The 18,876-nt window shown below is 48.7% G+C and carries 18 protein-coding genes; 3 read left to right on the top strand and 15 right to left on the bottom strand.

All coding sequences use genetic code 11. The features are described from left to right. Positions 1-7: 7 nt before the first annotated feature. The 5 genes from ACIFQN_RS00795 to polA form a co-directional block, all read right to left on the bottom strand. Positions 8-1,054, bottom strand: coding sequence for a glyceraldehyde-3-phosphate dehydrogenase (locus tag ACIFQN_RS00795; RefSeq protein ID WP_429831119.1), 1,047 nt, complete (start codon positions 1,052-1,054; stop codon positions 8-10). Positions 1,055-1,248: 194 nt separating this feature from the next. After that, a complete protein-coding gene (locus tag ACIFQN_RS00790; RefSeq protein WP_429831118.1) occupies positions 1,249-1,812 on the bottom strand; it encodes a lytic transglycosylase domain-containing protein in 564 nt (187 codons plus the stop codon). After that, entirely contained in the window at positions 1,809-2,417 is a 609-nt protein-coding gene (coaE, locus tag ACIFQN_RS00785; RefSeq protein WP_429831117.1) for a dephospho-CoA kinase, read from the bottom strand. Before coaE ends, ACIFQN_RS00790 begins: the two co-directional genes overlap by 4 nt. Before the next feature lie 23 nt (positions 2,418-2,440). Further along, on the bottom strand, positions 2,441-3,268 hold the full coding sequence (gene mutM, locus ACIFQN_RS00780; RefSeq protein ID WP_429831116.1) for a DNA-formamidopyrimidine glycosylase: 828 nt from the start codon (positions 3,266-3,268) through the stop codon (positions 2,441-2,443). A gap of 46 nt (positions 3,269-3,314) precedes the next feature. Further along, complete coding sequence (gene polA, locus ACIFQN_RS00775; RefSeq protein ID WP_429831115.1) at positions 3,315-5,969, bottom strand: DNA polymerase I; 2,655 nt, start codon at positions 5,967-5,969, stop codon at positions 3,315-3,317. A gap of 142 nt (positions 5,970-6,111) precedes the next feature. Here polA and ACIFQN_RS00770 point away from each other — a divergent pair, with 142 nt between their 5' ends. After that, on the top strand, positions 6,112-6,897 hold the full coding sequence (locus ACIFQN_RS00770) for a divergent polysaccharide deacetylase family protein (RefSeq protein ID WP_429831114.1): 786 nt from the start codon (positions 6,112-6,114) through the stop codon (positions 6,895-6,897). On the opposite strand, the gene ACIFQN_RS00765 is transcribed toward ACIFQN_RS00770, so the two are convergent. Next, positions 6,874-7,611 (bottom strand): N-acetylmuramoyl-L-alanine amidase family protein, encoded by a 738-nt coding sequence (locus tag ACIFQN_RS00765; protein ID WP_429831113.1) that lies wholly within the window; start codon positions 7,609-7,611, stop codon positions 6,874-6,876. The two genes, ACIFQN_RS00770 and ACIFQN_RS00765, sit on opposite strands and share 24 nt — an antisense overlap. A gap of 134 nt (positions 7,612-7,745) precedes the next feature. On the opposite strand from ACIFQN_RS00765, the gene ACIFQN_RS00760 reads away from it, so the two are divergent. Together ACIFQN_RS00760 and ACIFQN_RS00755 are read left to right on the top strand one after the other, a co-directional pair. Then, complete coding sequence (locus tag ACIFQN_RS00760; RefSeq protein ID WP_429831112.1) at positions 7,746-8,696, top strand: DMT family transporter; 951 nt, start codon at positions 7,746-7,748, stop codon at positions 8,694-8,696. Continuing rightward, a complete protein-coding gene (locus ACIFQN_RS00755; RefSeq protein ID WP_429831111.1) occupies positions 8,653-8,802 on the top strand; it encodes a hypothetical protein in 150 nt (49 codons plus the stop codon). Before ACIFQN_RS00760 ends, ACIFQN_RS00755 begins: the two co-directional genes overlap by 44 nt. Positions 8,803-8,845: 43 nt before the next feature. On the opposite strand, the gene ACIFQN_RS00750 is transcribed toward ACIFQN_RS00755, so the two are convergent. The 9 genes from ACIFQN_RS00750 to ACIFQN_RS00710 all read right to left on the bottom strand — a co-directional run bounded on the left by ACIFQN_RS00750 (position 8,846) and on the right by ACIFQN_RS00710 (position 18,448). Next, positions 8,846-10,417, bottom strand: coding sequence for a DHA2 family efflux MFS transporter permease subunit (locus ACIFQN_RS00750; RefSeq protein WP_429831110.1), 1,572 nt, complete (start codon positions 10,415-10,417; stop codon positions 8,846-8,848). A 13-nt stretch (positions 10,418-10,430) separates the two neighbouring features. Next, complete coding sequence (locus ACIFQN_RS00745) at positions 10,431-11,660, bottom strand: efflux RND transporter periplasmic adaptor subunit (RefSeq protein WP_429831109.1); 1,230 nt, start codon at positions 11,658-11,660, stop codon at positions 10,431-10,433. 6 nt (positions 11,661-11,666) lie between these two features. Continuing rightward, entirely contained in the window at positions 11,667-12,326 is a 660-nt protein-coding gene (locus ACIFQN_RS00740) for an HlyD family efflux transporter periplasmic adaptor subunit (RefSeq protein WP_429831108.1), read from the bottom strand. 9 nt (positions 12,327-12,335) lie between these two features. Then, positions 12,336-12,764, bottom strand: a complete 429-nt coding sequence (locus ACIFQN_RS00735) for a MarR family winged helix-turn-helix transcriptional regulator (RefSeq protein WP_429831107.1) — start codon at positions 12,762-12,764, stop codon at positions 12,336-12,338. 191 nt (positions 12,765-12,955) lie between these two features. Beyond that, complete coding sequence (locus ACIFQN_RS00730; protein ID WP_429831106.1) at positions 12,956-13,900, bottom strand: VanW family protein; 945 nt, start codon at positions 13,898-13,900, stop codon at positions 12,956-12,958. Positions 13,901-13,960: 60 nt separating this feature from the next. Continuing rightward, entirely contained in the window at positions 13,961-15,049 is a 1,089-nt protein-coding gene (locus tag ACIFQN_RS00725) for a hypothetical protein (RefSeq protein WP_429831105.1), read from the bottom strand. 160 nt (positions 15,050-15,209) lie between these two features. Then, complete coding sequence (phoU, locus tag ACIFQN_RS00720; RefSeq protein ID WP_429831104.1) at positions 15,210-15,866, bottom strand: phosphate signaling complex protein PhoU; 657 nt, start codon at positions 15,864-15,866, stop codon at positions 15,210-15,212. 108 nt (positions 15,867-15,974) lie between these two features. Next, positions 15,975-17,738: a two-component system histidine kinase PnpS gene (pnpS, locus tag ACIFQN_RS00715; RefSeq protein WP_429831103.1), complete on the bottom strand. Its 1,764-nt coding sequence runs from the start codon at positions 17,736-17,738 to the stop codon at positions 15,975-15,977. Positions 17,739-17,752: 14 nt separating this feature from the next. Continuing rightward, positions 17,753-18,448: a winged helix-turn-helix domain-containing protein gene (locus ACIFQN_RS00710; protein WP_429831102.1), complete on the bottom strand. Its 696-nt coding sequence runs from the start codon at positions 18,446-18,448 to the stop codon at positions 17,753-17,755. Positions 18,449-18,876: the final 428 nt, after the last annotated feature.

Raw genomic sequence — 18,876 nt, 5'->3', positions numbered from 1 at the left:
AGAGGAATTAGATTACACCAGCGGCCGCTGCTTCTTTTTGTGCAGACTGATTGTGCATCTCGGATACGTGACGCACCAAATCTACCACGCGGCAAGAATAGCCCCACTCGTTGTCGTACCAAGCAATTACTTTTACTTGGTTCGTACCCATTACCATCGTAGACAAACCGTCGATGATAGAAGAGTTTTCATTTCCGATAAAGTCGCTGGATACGAGCGGCTCGTCACAGAATTCCAGATAGCCCTTCATGCTGCCTTCGCTTGCTTCGCGCAGTACGCGATTCACTTCATCCACAGTAACTGGCTTCTTGGTGTTAACCACCAGGTCCACTACCGATACGTTTGGAGTAGGAACACGCAGGGAGAAGCCATTCAGCTTGCCGTTCAGCTCTGGCAACACCTTGCCAACCGCACGAGCCGCACCCGTCGTAGTTGGAATGATAGACTCGCCGGCAGCACGTGCACGACGCAGGTCTTTATGTGGATTGTCGATATTGACTTGGTCGTTAGTCAGCGAGTGAATCGTGGTCATCAGACCTTGCTCGATACCGAATTGATCGTTCAGCACTTTTGCTACTGGAGCGAGGCAGTTGGTTGTGCAGGAAGCATTGGAAACGATGTGATGGTTAGCATGCTCATAAATGCTGTCGTTTACACCCATAACAATCGTCGCGTCTTCTTCCTTAGCAGGCGCTGTAATGACAACCTTTTTCGCACCGCTTTGCAAGTGCTTGCCAGCCCCTTCACGATCTTTGAATTTGCCAGTTGCTTCAACGACGATTTCCACTCCCAACTCTCCCCACGGAAGCTTGAGCGGGTCACGGTCAGAAAGAACAACGGTCGCTTTGCCATCAACGATGATTTTGTTGTCTTGTACTTCCACTTTATTCTGCAGGCGTCCGTGAATGGTGTCATACTTCAACAAATGGGCAAGCGTCTCCGCTGGATAGCTGGCATTGATTGCAACGATTTCAATATTGGGGTCCTGAACAGCGCGGCGGAATACCATGCGTCCAATACGGCCGAAACCATTAATACCAATTTTGATTGTCATATAGAAACCCCTTTCGCAATTAAGTTACGCTTATCTGTTATCTTCATTATAATAAGTATGACACAATTATCAATGTGTTTTACTGAAAAATAAATATTTGGACGATTTCCCCCTGCTATTTTACTCATTGTGTTTTCCTCTAGGATGTCCAAAATGGGACAAAAGCCGCTCTCTAGGATGTAGAGAAACGGCTTTTAGTGCAATTGAAAGTCATAGATATTTTTGTAACGGTCATGATAATAGAGCACGCGCTGGACGTACAGCCGCGTCTCTCCAAAAGGGATATCCTCAATGGTCTCCCGTTGTCCGCTCCACTGCTCCGTTGTCAGCCAGCCGTTAACTTTTCCGGGCCCTGCATTGTAGGCGGCAATCACCTTAATCAAATCACCTTCGTACCGTGTAAGCAAGAAATTCAGATACCATGTTCCAATATCAATATTCATGACGGGGTCGTACAAATATTGATCGTTTTCCGGGTGTAAACCAGCCTGGTTGACAATCCACTCGGCCGTATCTGGCATGATTTGCATTAAGCCTACCGCTCCCTTTTTCGAGACGCGATCCGTCTTAAATCCACTCTCAGAACGAATCACTGCCAAGATCAGGTAGGGGTCCACCTGAAATTTTTGGGATGCCGTCACAATTTCTTTCTGGAATTTGATCGGGTACATCCACTTCCATACAAGAGGCGTATTGAGCAGCAGAAAAACGCTCATCAAGATAAGCAAAATCAATGCTGCCCGCTGGCCTGATTTCATGATCTCAGCTCCGACCGGATCACGGACAGCAATTCTTCCACTTGACGCTCTGTCTCTTCCCGTGTGTGAGAATTATTAATGAGGAAATCGGCTTCAAGCTTCTTCTGATCAATCGGAAACTGTGCCCGTAACCGTTTATGCGCCTGTTCTTCGTCCAATTCGTCTCGTTCCATCATCCGCGCCAGCTGCATGTCGCTAGGTGCGTAGACTACAACGATCTTTTCCACCAAGTATTGCAGCTTGCTCTCATACAGGAGTGGGATGTCCATAAAAACAATCTCAGCCCCATTTGCTTCTGCGGCTTCCGCTTCTTGGCGCATGACGCGACGCACCTCAGGGTGGACGATGGTATTCAGCTTTTGGCGCTCCGACTCGTCTGAAAACACGATTTCGCCCAGTTTTTTTCGGTCGATCTGTCCATTATCCAGCAAAATATCGCGGCCAAAATGACGTAGAATCGCTTCGTATGCGGGTTTTCCCGGCTCTACCACCTCGCGGGCAAGTTGGTCTGCGTCGATGACAGGAATACCACGCTCCCGCAGCATCGCAGTCACTGTGCTTTTTCCGGTGGCGATCCCGCCCGTTAATCCTAATATCATGCACATCCTCCTCTCCTGATAGAAATTGCTTACTTCTTCTGGCACCGTGGGCAAATGTGTGTTCCTCTGCCCCCTACCACAAACCGGACGATTTGCGTCCCACAAGTAACACAGGGCTCTTCTTTTCGTCCGTACACCATGAGCGATTGCTGGAACATTCCCATCTCACCTTGTCCGTTGACGTAAGACTTGATGGAGCTGCCGCCTTGTTCCACCGCTTCAGACAGTGTGGCGACAATGCTTTCATGCAAACGAACGATTTGTTTTCCGGTCAGTTTCCCCGCTGGACGCTCGGGGTGAATCCCTGCTTTAAAGAGAGACTCGTCCACATAAATATTCCCCAGTCCCACAATACATTCCTGGTTCAAGAGAAGTGGTTTAATTTTTGTTGGGCGCCCTTTCAATAAGGCACGCAAAACATCGGCAGTAAAGCTTTCTTCGAGCGGCTCAACCCCAAGCTTGGCCAGCGGTCCGGTGCTCGTCTCCATTCCACGCGGGAACAGATCCATCGTGCCAAACTGTCTGACATCGCGATAGCGAAGCTCCGTCTTGTCTGTAAAGTGAAAGATGACATGGGTATGCTTTTCAACAGGCTCATCGTGCTGGTACAAGCCGTACCGTCCTTCCATTCGCAAATGGGAGATGAGCACATCCTGATCTAGAAAAAACTGAATGAACTTGGCACGCCGCGTGATGTCCTGAATCGTTTGTCCAAGAAGCTGTGCCTTAAACGCCTCGACATCATCCGGCATGCGAATAATTCGTGGCAAAAAGACACTGACACTCTCGATCGTTTTCCCCAGCACCAGTCCACGCAATGTTCGAACGACGGTTTCCACCTCAGGTAATTCTGGCATATGCCTCCTCCTCTCGCTGTCTGAATCTCTCTTTTACTAGGCAGGCTTATTTCGCATCGTACCAGCTACGTCCGTAATTGACATCCACCTTGAGTGGTACATCCAGCGCAAGGGCGCTTTCCATGATCTCTGGCACCAGCTTTTGCATGATTGCAAGCTCCGGCTCCGGCACCTCGAACACCAATTCATCGTGTACCTGCAAAAGCATGCGGCTTGCCAGCCCTTGTTCAACCAGCGCCTCCTGCATGCGTAACATAGCCAGCTTGATTACGTCCGCTGCCGTCCCCTGAATAGGCGTATTCATCGCTGTGCGCTCAGCAAAGGAGCGCAGGTTGAAATTGCTGCTGCTGATGTCAGGGAGATAGCGGCGGCGGTGGAGCAAGGTCGTGACGTAACCGTCCTGCTTCGCCTGCTGCACGATCTCTTCCATCCAACGCTTAACCCCCGCGAAAACGTCAAAATATCGCTCGATGAAATCGCCAGCTTCCTTGCGTGTGATATTCAGGTTCTGGGACAACCCGTAGTCACTGATTCCATAAACGATCCCAAAGTTAACAGCTTTGGCCTGGCGGCGCATCAATGAGGTAACATCCTCGTCGCTAACACCAAACACATCCATGGCTGTTCGTGTATGGATATCCATGCCCTTGCGGAAGGCATCGATCAAATTTTCGTCACGCGAGATATGCGCCAAAATGCGTAGCTCGATCTGGGAGTAGTCGGCCGCCAGCATATACCATCCGTCCTCTGATGGGATGAACGCCTCGCGAATTTTTCTTCCTTCTTCCATCCGGATCGGGATATTTTGCAGGTTGGGATCCGTACTCGACAATCGGCCCGTTGCCGTCGTCCCTTGATTATAGATCGTATGCACCTTGCTCGACTGGCTGTGGATCTCCTTCGTCAAGCCTTCAATGTAGGTCGACCGCAGCTTGCCCAACTGACGGAAAGTGAGAATCGAATCAATAATAGGATGATACGGAGCCAGCTTTTCCAATACATCTGCACTGGTGGACGGGCCTGTCTTTGTCTTTTTCAGAACGGGCAATGCCAATCTGTCGAACAGAATCTCGCCCAATTGCTTAGGTGAATTGATGTTAAACGGCTCACCGCCCGCCAGCTCATAAATTTGCTTGGTCAGATCGGCCAGCTTGACATCCAGCTCCTCGCCCATCTGGAACAGACGGTCTCGATTCACCTTGACGCCTTGTTTTTCCATGAGAGCGAGGACCATGCTGAGCGGCTCCTCAAGGTCGTTTAACAACGCCTCCATCTCGTTTTCCGCCAGTTGCTCACGTAGAACAGGGACACTTTGCCAGATCGCAGCAGCTTTATGGGCTACGTGCTCACTCAGTACATCCGTTTCGGGTACGAGACGCTTTGCTCCCTTGCCATATACCTCTTCATCAGAGCGCACTCTCACTTGGGCATACTGGCTTGCGATGCTGTCTAAGGTAGGGTTGCTTTCTGTCGCATTCAGCAAATACGAAGCGAGGTAAACATCAAAGCTGATGCCCTCAACAGCCAACCCATGCCATGCCAGTCCCACTGTGTCGCGTTTCCCATCAAAAGCCCATTTTTCCTTGGAAGGGTCTTTGAGCCATGCACCAAACGCTTTCCACTCGCTGGCTACATCCCACGGCACGTACAAAGTCGTATCTTCAGCCGCCAGTCCAAATCCAAGAATGGGAGCATGGTGATAGTTATCGCCATCCATTTCTACATAAACAGCCATCAGTTCAGTCAACTTCGCCTCATATTTTTCGGTTGTTTCTGCTGAGACGACCTCAAATGAAAACGGCTTAGCCTCCGCTAGTTGTCCGCCTCCATCAGCATTATGCGCCACTTTGATTTTGGACAGCAGCGATTTGAATTCCATCTTTTTAAAGAACTCGCCAAGCTGCAAGCCATCGTAACCGTCATAGCCGGTCTCCTGGACGTCCAGCTCAACTGGCGCTTCCCGCAAAATCGTTGCGAGTGCCTTGCTCATATTTGCCTTGTCTACATTCTCGCGCAAATTCTCCTGCAGCTTTTTACCGGAGATACGGTCGATGTTTTCCAAAACCTGTTCTACGGAGCCATATTCATGCAACAGCTTCAGCGCTGTTTTCTCACCGACACCTGGCACGCCTGGAATATTGTCTGAGGAATCCCCCATCAGACCTTTTAAATCAATAATTTGCAGCGGCTTCAAGCCATATTTATCGTTAATTTCTTGTGGCGTATACAGCTCGATCTCGCTGACTCCCTTGCGCGTCAAAGCTACCGAAACGTGGTCGGAAACGAGTTGGAGCATATCCTTGTCTCCTGTGATTACGGTCGTTTTCCATTCATGCTCGTCCGCTTTTTTCGTCAGGGTCCCGATAATATCGTCTGCCTCATAGCCTTCCAGCTCAAAACGTTTAATTGTGCATGCGTCCAAAAGCTCCCGAATCAGCGGAAACTGTTCAGAAAGCTCAGGTGGGGTTTTGCTGCGCCCTCCTTTGTACTCGGCATACTCGGTATGGCGAAATACGACTTTCCCCGCATCAAACGCAACCATGATATGCGTAGGCTTCATTTCCTCCAGCACTTTTAGCAGCATGGTAGTAAAACCCAGCACGGCATTGGTATGCAATCCCGCTGAAGTAGACAGCAAAGGAAGCGCATAAAACGCCCGGTTGGCAACGCTGTTTCCATCAATTAATACAAAATGACTCAAGGAATCCGACCCCTCTCGTTACAAAACTACTATCTTTAATCGTAACATAGGGGAATCATCTAAGCCAAGTCTATGAATGAGCTGGGTAAATAGTGGATCGCTTGAACAGACTATGAAAAAAATGGACAAGGAAGGCGATCGTATGTATTGGAAAAAATCCTTTGCTTTTTTTATTGCTGTCCTGCTGCTTTTAAGTACAGGTCGGACTGGTGCAGCCTCTTTATCCACCGAGCAGGAGCACCCTACGAAAAAGGTGGTTGCCTTTGTCATTGATGATTTTGGCAATAACATGTCTGGAACAGCGGAAATTTTGGCTCTTCCGGTGCCCCTGACCGTTGCAGTCATGCCGTTTTTGCCCAGCACGAAGCAAGATGCAGAGCTAGCCCATCAAAAAGGTCATGACGTCTTCGTCCACATGCCGATGGAGCCTGTAAAAGGAAAACGCTCCTGGCTTGGACCAGGGGCAATTACAACGGATCTCTCTGATGAAGAAATCCGCAGTCGGGTGCAAAAAGCGATTGATGATGTGCCGCATGCCATCGGAATGAACAATCACATGGGCTCAAAAGTGACAGCAGACGAGAGGATCATGCGTATTATCATGAGTGTCGTCAAAGAACGGGGGCTGATCTATCTCGACAGTAAAACGACAGATAAAAGCGTAGCTTCCAAAATTGCAACCGAGATGGGGGTACCGCATACTGAAAACCAGATTTTTCTCGATGATGTATACTCTGTCCCTCATATCACCCAGCAAATGGAAAAGGTGTGCAAGCGCATTGGCAATCACCCGCTCTGTGTAGCCATCGGTCACGTCGGTCCTCCGGGCAAAAAAACAGCCTCCGTTCTGCGTCAGTATATCCCGCGCATACAGAAGGAGGCCGAGTTTGTCACCATCTCCAAATTAATTCATCAATCCATCCACTAGTTTTTGCCACCAGCTCTCTTCAACCAATGCCTCCATCTTCAGATTTCCCGTCAGGATCACATATTCGCTCACGGCTGCTGTAATCGCCTGAGCGATTTTTTCTTGCCCATCTGGATTCGTTAATTGCTTACGATCTGATCCGTTACTAATGAAGCCCATTTCGACGATGACGGACGGACAGTAGTTATGCCGCAGCATGTAATAGGTCTTGCCCTTTATTGGGTTGGCTTTGGTACCCCACAGATTGTTCAGAGACACTTGCAAAAGATCTGCAAGCATGTAGCTTTGCTCATTGCTTTGATAAAGCACCAATGGACCACTCCGCTTTGTATCAGAAGACCAGTTTACGTGCAAGCTGAGCATCATCTGCGGGACGATTTCTTTTACGAGATTTTTGCGCTGGGCCAAGTCGCGCAGATGCCTGGAGCGGCTATTCAGCCAGCGGTTATCATCGCTCAGAGCAATGTCTTCTTCCCGATTCATGGCCACACTGTACCCGGCAGCTGTTAAATGTTGATACAGACGTTTGGCAATTTGCAGATTGATGTCTTTCTCGTATAGGTTGCCATGAGATGTGCCCGAATCAATACCTCCATGCCCGACGTCAATCAGAATACGAATGGGTGTGAGCGGTATAGCCTCACTCTTGCTTGGAAAACAAGCCATTACCATCATAAGCGCAACTAACAAGTAATAAGTGTGTCGGTTTCTCATGCTTGTAGGATTTCCTGTTTAATAAAAACCTTTCAGCCAACTGGGTACGCATAACATTGTGAATTTTTCACCTTGACGGTACAATAGAGTCCATCGTGGCTATTTACGCACAACAACCGCAAGAAGGTGTACACATGGAGAAAACATTGGAAAAACCGTTGTTCCCCCCCTATTTGGCTCTGCTCATCGGAGTGATTGCCATTTCTACCTCGGCAATATTCGTCAAGCTATCTGACGCTCCGGCGCCGATCATTGCTACCTACCGGCTCGTCTTTTCGGTGCTTTTGACACTCCCGTTTCTGTTTTGGAATCGTGGGGCCCTTGGTGAGATCGGAAGAATGCCCAAAAAAGTGTGGCTACTCTGTATTTTGTCAGGTGCATTTTTAGCCAGCCACTTTTTATTATGGTTTGAATCTCTCAATTACACATCTGTAGCCAGTTCAACCGTACTCGTAACCTTGCAGCCATTATTTGCGTTTATCGGCGGCTATTTCTTTTTTGGGGAAAAAGTACGGCTGATGGCACTTACAGGCGGATTGTTTGCGATCGTAGGCAGCTTTGTCATTGGTTCGGGAGATTTTCAGGTCGGCGGGATGGCGCTATTAGGCGATGCCCTCGCCTTGCTGGGTGCAGCAACCGTGACGGGTTATTGGCTGGTCGGGCAATACGTCAGGCAGCATTTGTCTTCCTTTGCGTATACGCTGGTCGTGTACTCCGCGACGAGCTTGATCCTCGTTGCTTATGATCTGGTATTAGGCTACCCATTAATTGGGTATCCCGCTTCTGACTGGGGCTGGTTCTTCTGTCTTGCCCTCTTTCCGACACTGCTCGGTCATTCCATCTTCAACTGGATTATCAAGTGGCTCAATACGACGACCATTTCCATGGGCATCCTCGGAGAGCCGATTGGAACAGCTATCTTAGCCTACTTCATCCTGGGTGAAATCGTTACGCTTCCGCAATGGATTGGCGGTCTCATCATTATCGCTGGCATTTATTTGTTCATCCGATATAACCAACCCGCCAAAGGAGTGAACCCTGTTGAATCAGAATCAGCAACCACCTCGTCGGAAAAGCCTGCGTGAGTTCGTAAAGGGGCTAAACGTCTGGGCCAAAATCGGCTGGACGGTCCTGCTTGGCTACATCGTAGGTCGAATCATTTACTTTATTGCACGATTGATCACCTCTTGATTTTTGATACGAATGCGGATCATGACCGCAAAAAACAGCAGCCTTAGGCTGCTGTTTTTTGTGATTGTGGTGCTTCCGGTTTTTTCGGTTTCTGATGCAGGAAGTAAAGGAGTGGAATGGAAATGACAATCGGAATCGCAGAAATGAGGAAGGTATCCCCAATCCCTTGAACCATCGACTCTTTTGCCATCATCCCGTACAGAATCATACTGGCTCCCCCGGACGCACTCGCCGGATCGACACCTGCCTGCGTATAAAGCCCTGATATCCCGCTGATGAACTGTGTGGCCATGTCACTGTTCAAATTGTCGGAGATAGATGCCAGATGAAAAGTTTGGCGCGCCTGCATAATGACAGTCAAAATCGCAATCGCAAACGAGCTCAGGACCTGTCGCAATACGTTGGAGAGGGGTGAAGCATCCCCTACACTCGCACGCGGAACAGCGTTCATCCCCACAGTCGACAATGTCATCATGCATAAACCGATACCGAATCCACGAATCGTTAAAATCATATTCATCCAGGAGTGCATGCTGTCTGCCGCCAGATTATGCAGCTCGAAAGTGGTTATACTCATGATCGACAAGCCAACCAAACCAATCGGCCCTACGCCGTACTTATCCATGAGCTTGCCACTGATCGGCATCATGACAGCCATCGCAATGGATTGCGGCATAAGCAAAAGACCAGATTCCATCGCCGTCATTCCCTGGATGTTCTGCAAAAAGATCGGCATCAGAAAGATCCCGCCCATCATCCCCATCATGACGAAGCCCGATGTAAGGATGCTGATGGAAAATACCGGAATCTTGAGCAGACGCAGGTCCAAGAGCGGTTGCTCTTTGCCAAGTTCTACCCAGACAAACAGCGCTAAGCTCATGATTGCGACGAAGAATAAGCTTACGATAAAAAAGGAGGTCCAACCCTCTGCTTGCCCTTTACTAAATGCAAGGAGGAGAGCGCCAAAGCCAACGATCGCAAGAAAAGCCCCTAAAAAGTCGAACTTCAGCTCTGGCTTTTTCGGTGTCTCTTTGAGCAGTACCATACTCATAATGACCGCAAAGATCCCAAAAGGAACCCCTACCAAAAACAAGAATTGCCAGCTTAAAAATTCAATGAGATAACCGCCGAGGGTCGGACCAAGCGCAGGTGCCGTCATCGAGGCAATCCCGAAGATTCCCAAAGCCATCCCGATCTTTTCCCGCGGAACGATCATGTAGATCATCGACATCCCGATCGGCATGATCATTCCTCCGCTCACACCTTGAACAACACGAAACGCAATCAGCGATGTATCGCTCCAGGCAAGGGCGCATAGGACCGATGCTAGTGTAAAGGAGGCTAAGGATAGTACAAAAATTTTCTTTGCTCCGAACTTTGCGGATAAAGAACCGCTCATCGGGATCATAACTGCGTTCGCCAGCATATATCCGGTCAAAACCCATTGCATCGTCTCGGTTGAGGAACCGAAGATGCTGACCATCGTCGGCAGGGCGACGTTGATCAAACTGTTGTTCAGAATCGCAACGAAGGTTCCCGAAAGGATAGCGACAAGAGACAACCACATTCCGCCGTTTCCGCCTTTATCCTCTCGCTGTGCCACCGCTTCCGCCATGTCATCACCCCCGCTAGTTTGCGATCACCTTGCTGCCCTCAGACAATTTGTCCGTTGGGTTTAGCACTATTTGATCGTTGTCTTTCACACCAGCAGTGACGGTAGTCCAATCACCGCTCGCATTGCTGACCGTTACTTCTACTTCATGTACCACATCTTGATCCACCATGTAGATGTACTGTTTGCCATCCTTTTCGAGAACAGCAGTAGTCGGGATTTTCGTTCCTTGTTCTGCCTGGCCTTGGAGCACGACTTCTGCTACCATACCTGCTCGAAGCTGTCCATCCTGATTCGCGACATTTACCTTGATCGGGAATGAGCTGCTGTTGGCATCAGAGATTGGTGAAACGAATTCAACTGTTCCCTTCATAACTTTTCCGCCCAAGCTGCCTACTTTTACATCGACAGTAGAACCAACCTTGACGCTGTTGATTTGGTCTTGGGATACACTCGCTTCCACATTGACTTCATTCATATTTACTACAATCAGCAGCGGGGAACCTGCTCCTGCCATTTCGCCTGGATCAATGTTGCGTTTCGCAACGATACCAGAGATTGGTGAGCGAATCACAGTATTATCATAGCTGCTTTTCGCAAGTTCTAAATTGGAGTTCAGACGACTTACTTCTGCTTGCAAGGCAGCTACCGTATCCGATGTTGGACCTGCTTTTGCCAAATCGTATTGTGCCTGGGATTGCTCCAGACCGGTGCGCGCTTTTTCCAGGTCGAGTGTAGCTTTTTCCAATTCAGCCGCAGACAGTGCGCCAGAGTCGAAAAGTGCCTTCATCCGATTGTAGTTGCTCTCCGAAACCTTCAAGCTCGCCTGTGCCTGAGCAACGCCGCTAGACAGCTGTTGCAACTGCTGCGTGCGGGTTCCTGCTTTCGTATCTCGCAGCTTCGCTTGTGCGCCTGCTATAGCTGCCTGGGCTTGATTAATTTGCTGCTGATAATCAGCGGCTTCCAGCGTCACGAGAACGTCTCCCTTTTTGACAACAGAGCCTTCCTTCACATTCACGCCTGCTACCTTGCCAGAAACTTTGGATACAACCTGAATTTCTTCAGATGGAGCGATTTTACCATTTGCAGTCAAACCGGACCCAGTAGATGCGACCTTCCACGTTTTAACAACCGGAAGCGATTCTTCTCCGGAAGACGCCGAAGACGAATCACTACAGCCAGCGGCAATAAGTGAAACGGCCGCCACTACCACAGCGATTGCTTTCCATTGTGCTGCTTTTTTCATGCCTCACTACATCTCCTTCACGTGCACTTTGATCTCGGCGTTCAAACCGGCAGCCAAATGAAGACCTGAATCATCATCAATGGCGATTTTAATCGGGATACGCTGGGTTACTTTGGTAAAGTTCCCGCTAGTATTGGTAGCTGGCATCAGGGAGAAGGTGGAATTCGTTGCCTTCCCAATCTCCATCAGGTGTCCGCTCAGTTTTTTGCCTGGGTATGCGTCCAGCGTGAAATCAACTTTTTGCCCCAGTTTCAATCGCTCGATCTCTGTTTCTTCCAGGTTGGCGGAGATGTACAACTTGCTTTCATCAATGACGAGAGCTACGGATTGTCCCATGGAGACAACTTCTCCCTCTTTTGCCTGCGTCTTAATGACCGTTCCTGTAATCGGAGAGCGCAACAAGCTGTTTTCCAACAGGTTGGTTGCGATATTGGTTGTATCCTGCTGTCCAACAATTTGATCAGCTACTACGGCGTCGCCTTCTTTTACTGCGAGTCCGGTCAGCTTGCCTGTCATTTTGGGCATGACCCGATAAATGTCTCCAGCAATCCGTGCATCTTGTGTCGTCACATAGTGAGCACCTTGATACCAATAGTAGTAACCGATGCCTCCACCACCTACCACGAGCAGGAGCAAAATGACATACAATACCAGTTTTCGCTTCATGGTTTCTCCTCAACTTTCTGTCTCTTCTAATTTCGATATCAACGTTTCCAATGAATAGATAATGCCATCCAGGTCTTTTTCGGAAAAGCCGTGGAAGCTGCGTTTATAGAACTCGCCAGACAAAAGGTCCACTTTTTCAAACAGTTCTACAATTTTATTCGTTTTTCGTATCCAGACAACTCGACGATCATTCTCGTCGCGCACCCGCTCTACCAGTTGCTCTCTTTCCAGGCGATCAATAATGCCAGAGACTGTACTATACGAAAGATCAACGGCTTTACTAATCTGCCCGATCGTAAGGGGCTGATTTAGAATTTGCCGAATCACCACCAACTGCGGGACCGTCAGGCCGTATTTGCACAGTTCTTTCGTAGCCATTGTGCCAAACGTCTTGTTCAAACGTTTCAGCAAGTCCCGGATATGCACTGGTTTGTTCATGATACACTCCTTTCCTACCTAATATTTCGTACGCGAAATTTATCACACGGAAAACTATACGCCTTTTTTGAGTCTGTGGCAACTATTTCTTCACATTAAATTTTATCTAGGTAACAGAAATACCTTCCATATAACAGCCTACTAGGCTAGCCCCTTCTTTATTTCGAAATCGCAAAAAAACCGACACTGCCTTACATGGAAGGCAGTGTCGGCTCAGTTAGAATCGGCGGACTTGCCGGTCCTTCTTCCGGTGTATGATGGTGGACACTTGGCACATGCCTTGGCTCATACTCAATCTCTGGGAAGGAATGAACAGAGATATACATATTCCCATGATAAGAACGAGCTCGGATCATGATCGGGTAGGCATATTTGTTCTGAAAGACGAAATCAGGACCGTACCAACTCACAGTCGCATCCCTGCCAGGAGGAACATAGGCTACATCTCTGCTGTGGGAATAGCGTTGAACAATATGGAGTCCAGCCTTGTCCACCGCATTATAGAGTGTGGAGGAAACCTGACAGATCCCTCCCCCTATCCCTTCAGAAAGCTCTCCCTTGACGATGACGGGTGCTTGCAGATAGCCTTTTTCCTTTGTTCGCTTGCCTACTACCTTGTTAAAGGAAAAGGTCTCACCCGGCAGCACCACATAGTTGTTAATTGCCATAGATGCCAGCATGATATTATGAGAACGGTTTTTATTTCCCGAATTGAAGTAGGTCGTATATTGCCCGATCATTTTTTTCCGTACCTGAGAGATGAGGGCTTGGTCTACTTTTGGATAGACCTCTTGAACAGGGACCTGCATCGTGACTGCCCCATTGCCATAGTAGTAGTCGTAAAACTGCTGAATAAACACTTTTTCATTTAGCTTGCGTCCCTTTTTTTCAGGAACGATTGCATCGTTTTCGTTAATTGTTGCATTAATAGGCTCGATATGCACCATCTTCGCCAAAGCCTCTACCATTTTTTGCAAGCGGTGTTCATCGACCAGAGAAACACCCTCAACGGCCAGCGTGTAATCGGCACGATCAGCTATCGCAACCGTTTTGTCTTTCATCTGCACCTGCAAAAAACCTGTAGGATCAAGGGGATTGGCTAGCAACAGCAAAGCCAGAGCCAAAGCAAAACCCATCCGGCTGCTCACCTCCTTTTTGTAGTATGAACAGTCGAACGGGTTTCATGCGATGTGGAATCAGCTCATCCGTGCAAGTCTACTCATGATAGCCTGAGCAACAGCTTTGAGCCGCGGCTGATCGGTTACCTCCTGGTAGACGTTATTCAGTTGCTCGCGTAGCTCCTTTGCTCCCCCCAGCAGGGCTGTAGCTTCTTGCATTTTCTGCCGATAGCGGACTTTGATGTCCATGAGCTCCTCCTGGTACTTTTCATCCGTCCCGGGAGTAATTGCGCGCTCATACATATCAATGACTTCATCCGTCTCTTTGCTCGGGAAATACTCATGCGGAGCCGTGCTGTCAAAAATGGTAAGTCCTTTTTCAGGGACGATCACCATGTCCAAGCTGTGCGGATCCAGACCGCAATGGTATACTTCTGCTTCAAAGCCTCGCTTCTGCGCTTCGCTTACCAGCTTTTTCAGCATGGTTGATTTCCCGGAGCCAGGGCGTCCTTTAAGGAAATAGCGCTTCTCCAAATGGTCGGTCAGCTGCATAATGTGATCGACCGGTCCTTGTGGCGTAGCTGCTCCTAAATACATGCGGCGCACCCGGGATTCTTTACCGAGGCTCTCGTCCCCGAAAAACAGTGCCAGCACTTCTTCTGTCACGCGATTGGCTTTCTCCCGATCGAGATTCGCGATATAAGGAGCCTCCCACTCATCGTGGATGCGCAGTGCTTCACCGTAAGCCGCATACGCCTCCTCACTTATACGGAAAATCTCCTCATACCACGCCCCAATTTGCCCTTTGTACCGAGTTAGTTGGTCAATCCCCACACAGGTCTGCAAATTAACTTGAATTTCAGTGACGCCAGGTGCTGACGGTCTCCAGATGCGCGGATAGCTGCCGTCCATGATCGCTGCCTTCCATTCGTGAAAAATGACACCGTCATACTGGCCATTCATAAATGGAGAGTGAATCCACTCGATGTGGTTGGTTTTTCTGCCGAGCTCATTTCCAATCGTTTCAATCAAGCCTGACGTGATTCCTTCCACTACACCTGTCAGGATGTAGACGCGCTCCATACCTTCCAATACAGAGTCATAAAACGTTCTGTAACCTCTCGCGGTATTCCCCGCAGCGAATATATGACGCTCTCTTTGTGCCAAGTCAATCCCTCCCGTGCTTCGCCTGCCATATGGAACGGTTTATTGTATGCACCAAAAAGGAAATGGGCATCTATCATGACCCACCTGAATGCAAAAAAGCCGCTGCAAGCAACGGCTCACAACGACTTTTTGATCTGCATTTTCATTTATGCGACACGCGCTACTTATTTAAATCTGTCATTTTGCCAGTCGCCATGTAGATAATCCATTCACAGATGTTGGTTACATGGTCGGCAATCCGTTCCAGATACTGGGCTACCAGCAATAGATGCGTTCCTTGAGAGATGGCTGTGCCATTTTTGGTCATAACCTCGATCAGATCCCGGAAGATCGTCGAAAACAATTTGTCGACAATATCATCCCGTGCGGCAATCTCTTCGGCTGCTTCCTTGTTTCGGGCGATATAGGCATTCAGACAATCTCTGACCATCGCTTTGACGTGATCAGCCATCAATGGAATGTCGATCAACGGCTTGACGTACGGCTCTGCCATTAAACGGCGTGTCGTTTTGGCAATCGAAACCGCGTGATCGCCCATACGCTCCAGATCCGTTACCAGCTTCAGCATCGTTCCGAGGCGCCTTAGGTCGCTTCCTACCGGCTGCTGTAGTGCAATCAAACGAAAGCATTCCGTTTGGATTTCCTGCTCCAGCTCATTGATGACAGGATCGCTAGCAATGACCTGCTCTGCCAGCATTACATCCCGCTCTACGAGACTTTTAATCGATTTGTGAATGGCTTCTTCGACCAGCGTGCCCATTGTCAAGAGCTTGCGGTGCAGAACATCCAATTGTTCTTCGAAAGCATGCCGCGTCATTTCTCTTATCCCCCTTCATTTGTCTGTCACGACAAATAGTACAAGGGGATTGTATCGTACAGGTAAAGCTACTATTATCTTTGTGTAAATATTTTAAGAGGTTGTTCTTTACGTATAAGGAATGGTAACCGTGAATGTCGTTCCTTTGCCTTCAATGCTATCGACACGAATATGCCCGTGCAAATTGTCTACGAGGTGTTTCACGATGGCAAGACCAAGACCCGTACCTCCTGAATCCCGGCTGCGCGCTTTGTCTACTCGGTAAAAACGCTCGAAAATGCGCGTCAGGTCCTTTTCCGGAATACCAATTCCCGTATCCATCACTTGAATTTTTACGATACGATCCTCTTTTTCCGTTCGGATCGTAATCGCTCCACCTTCTGGCGTGTATACGATAGCATTCGTCAACAGATTCAAAATAATTTGCTGCAGACAATCCCTATCCGTCATTAGCCAAATATCTGGTTGCGGTGACGGTAGTGTGATCGTCAATTCCTTTCGCTGAGCCTGATCATTCATGATGGCGACAGCGGAGGTAATCATTTCTTGCAGATGGATTCTGCTTACTTGCAGCGGAATCCGTTTTTGCTCAATTTTGGACAGATCCAATATATCGCGAATCATCCGGTAGAGTCGCTCGCTCTCATCTGAAATGATTTGCAGGAAGTTGCGGCACGTTTCTTCATCTTGCATCGCGCCCTCCAGGAGCGTTTCTGTAAAGCCCTTGATCGAAGTGATCGGCGTACGCAGCTCGTGTGAGACGTTGGCGACAAAGTCACTGCGCATCTTTTCGAGACGGCGGATTTCGGTGATGTCGTGCAAGACGACTACCACGCCTCTCTCTTCTCCCTTGAAATTGATATACGGAGCAAAATTGACGTCCAGGACACGCTCCTGCGGATAGTAGATATGCACCTCTTCACGAAACTTCTCGCTTTTGTCCAGGCAGCGATCAATATACTGGCTCAGGCCAAAGCTTTTTCCCGCCTCAATGTGCAGCTTGCCCACAATCTCATGGCCCGGTGTCCCGAGCAGCTTTTCTACCGCAGGATTGACGAGCATGATTCGGCGCTGCTCCGAGATGAAAATGACACCGCTGGTCATATTGGTCAGTACGCCTGAAAGTCGCTGCTGATTCTCCGAAATCTCGTACATCTGCTGCTCCAGACTGGAAGCCATGAAGTTGATGGCGCCAGCCAGTTGTCCGATCTCATCCTTGGCTTTTATCCGTACGCGACTTTCGTACTGTCTTTGTGTAATATTGCGGGCTACGCGGGTGATTTCCTCGATAGGTCGAATGATGGAAAAAGAAATGCGTGAAACGACAATCGAACCGACGACCAACGTAACTAAGAGCCCTGTCAAAAGGCTGTACCACATATTGTGAATCGTATCCGTGATGTCTTTCATAGACATGGCCGATCGCACAGCACCGACAATTTTCGTTCCCTGCTCTACCGGTACTGCTACATACATCATGTCGTACTTCAATGTTTCACTATAGCGACGCGAGATGCCCGTTTCGCCTTTGAGCGCGGCCAAAAACTCAGGTCTATCATGATGGTTTTCCATCTCGTCTGCATGCGAGCTATTGTCGTAGAGCACCTGACCTTTTTCGTTTATGACGGTGAGCCGTACTTCCTCAGATGGAGCAACCTGTTTTACACGGTCTTCCAGCGTCGCTTGGTTAGAAAAGACATTCGGAAAGCGGACTGCTTGCGCAACGAGCTTGGATTCGCGAGACAACAGCTCATGTAGCGACTGGAGATACGAGTTTTCCAGCACCTTGGCAAAATACATGCCCATGAGCAACAGGACCAATGAGATTAAGCCAAGAATGGTCAGGGTGAGTTTGATTCGAAAGCGAGTCAAGGTAGTGCCTCCAGTTAACCTTCCAGTTTGTAACCTAAACCGCGAACCGTTTTAATATACCGAGGATTTTTCGTGTCATCCTCCAGCTTTTCCCGCAAGTGGCTTACATGCACGTCAACGATACGGGAGTCTCCAATAAAGTCGTAGTTCCACACTGCATTGAGCAATTGATCACGTGTCAATACACGCCCCTGGTGACTAGCCAAATAATGGAGCAGTTCAAATTCTTTCGGGGTCAGCTCGACCTTCGCATCTTTGCAAAACACTTCATACTTTTCCGGATAGATACGGATTTCCCCAAACTGCAGAACTACATCCTCTGGGGCAGTCGCTGCTTCTGGAGTCGCCTGGAAGCGGCGTAAAATCGCTTTAACCCGGGCAATAACTTCCCGCGGGCTAAAAGGCTTCGTTAAATAATCGTCTGCCCCGAGCTCAAGGCCTAAAATCTTGTCCAGTTCGTCATCTTTGGCAGTAAGCATCAAGATCGGCGTATTGATTCGTTCCTGACGAAGTGTCTTACATACATCCATGCCATCCATTTTCGGAAGCATCAAATCAAGAATAATGAAATCAGGCTGCTCGCTTTTCACCATATCCAATGCCTGTCTGCCGTCAAAAGCGGTAATTACCTGAAAACCTGATTTTTCTAGATTGAACTGCAATAGCTTTACAATAGAAACTTCGTCATCCACCACTAATACCTTTATCATTTGCTCGTTTCCCCCTAGAGTTACCCTCTTGCTGGTAAGGCTATTTTTGACGCACGTCCTCTTTTTTTCTCTCTACATTCTCAGTCTGCCAATGGTCAATGCGGAAGACAAGTAATTTTTTTGTAAAGGTGTTTAAGGGTTGTCTGTAACGGGCATTCCTCGGCATCGTTGTGAAGTAGTATTCCTCGATTTGGGCTGGGGCATGAAAAACACGGTTAACATTGCTTTTGGTGGAGGCGAGGAAAGCGGAGAAAACGCTCCAGCTTCTTGGGATACCTGCTGGAAGCGTCTGTGCCCGGCTCCAAGAAAAAAGCGAAACCGCGTCCAAAGTAGTCGATCCAGGAGGTTTCTCAGAGGTGGACGCTTAAAGGCGTGTTTCGCTTTTTTCTTTCCGCCTCGGTTGGTATCCCAAAGATCTTTCGCTTATT

The sequence above is a fragment of the Brevibacillus sp. NRS-1366 genome (assembly GCF_050467985.1).
This window is presented reverse-complemented; position numbering and strand designations above follow the sequence as displayed.

What these genes read in the sequence shown, in the direction of transcription:
- ACIFQN_RS00795 (WP_429831119.1), bottom strand. Translation starts at nt 1,054, where the DNA reads ATGACAATCAAAATTGGTATTAATGGTTTCGGCCGTATTGGACGCATG.
- ACIFQN_RS00735 (WP_429831107.1), bottom strand. Translation starts at nt 12,764, where the DNA reads ATGAACAAACCAGTGCATATCCGGGACTTGCTGAAACGTTTGAACAAG.
- ACIFQN_RS00745 (WP_429831109.1), bottom strand. Translation starts at nt 11,660, where the DNA reads ATGAAAAAAGCAGCACAATGGAAAGCAATCGCTGTGGTAGTGGCGGCC.
- mutM (WP_429831116.1), bottom strand. Translation starts at nt 3,268, where the DNA reads ATGCCAGAATTACCTGAGGTGGAAACCGTCGTTCGAACATTGCGTGGA.
- ACIFQN_RS00710 (WP_429831102.1), bottom strand. Translation starts at nt 18,448, where the DNA reads ATGATAAAGGTATTAGTGGTGGATGACGAAGTTTCTATTGTAAAGCTA.
- ACIFQN_RS00760 (WP_429831112.1), top strand. Translation starts at nt 7,746, where the DNA reads ATGGAGAAAACATTGGAAAAACCGTTGTTCCCCCCCTATTTGGCTCTG.
- ACIFQN_RS00770 (WP_429831114.1), top strand. Translation starts at nt 6,112, where the DNA reads ATGTATTGGAAAAAATCCTTTGCTTTTTTTATTGCTGTCCTGCTGCTT.
- ACIFQN_RS00790 (WP_429831118.1), bottom strand. Translation starts at nt 1,812, where the DNA reads ATGAAATCAGGCCAGCGGGCAGCATTGATTTTGCTTATCTTGATGAGC.
- ACIFQN_RS00740 (WP_429831108.1), bottom strand. Translation starts at nt 12,326, where the DNA reads ATGAAGCGAAAACTGGTATTGTATGTCATTTTGCTCCTGCTCGTGGTA.
- ACIFQN_RS00765 (WP_429831113.1), bottom strand. Translation starts at nt 7,611, where the DNA reads ATGAGAAACCGACACACTTATTACTTGTTAGTTGCGCTTATGATGGTA.
- coaE (WP_429831117.1), bottom strand. Translation starts at nt 2,417, where the DNA reads ATGTGCATGATATTAGGATTAACGGGCGGGATCGCCACCGGAAAAAGC.
- ACIFQN_RS00750 (WP_429831110.1), bottom strand. Translation starts at nt 10,417, where the DNA reads ATGGCGGAAGCGGTGGCACAGCGAGAGGATAAAGGCGGAAACGGCGGA.
- phoU (WP_429831104.1), bottom strand. Translation starts at nt 15,866, where the DNA reads ATGACGCGGCATGCTTTCGAAGAACAATTGGATGTTCTGCACCGCAAG.
- ACIFQN_RS00730 (WP_429831106.1), bottom strand. Translation starts at nt 13,900, where the DNA reads ATGGGTTTTGCTTTGGCTCTGGCTTTGCTGTTGCTAGCCAATCCCCTT.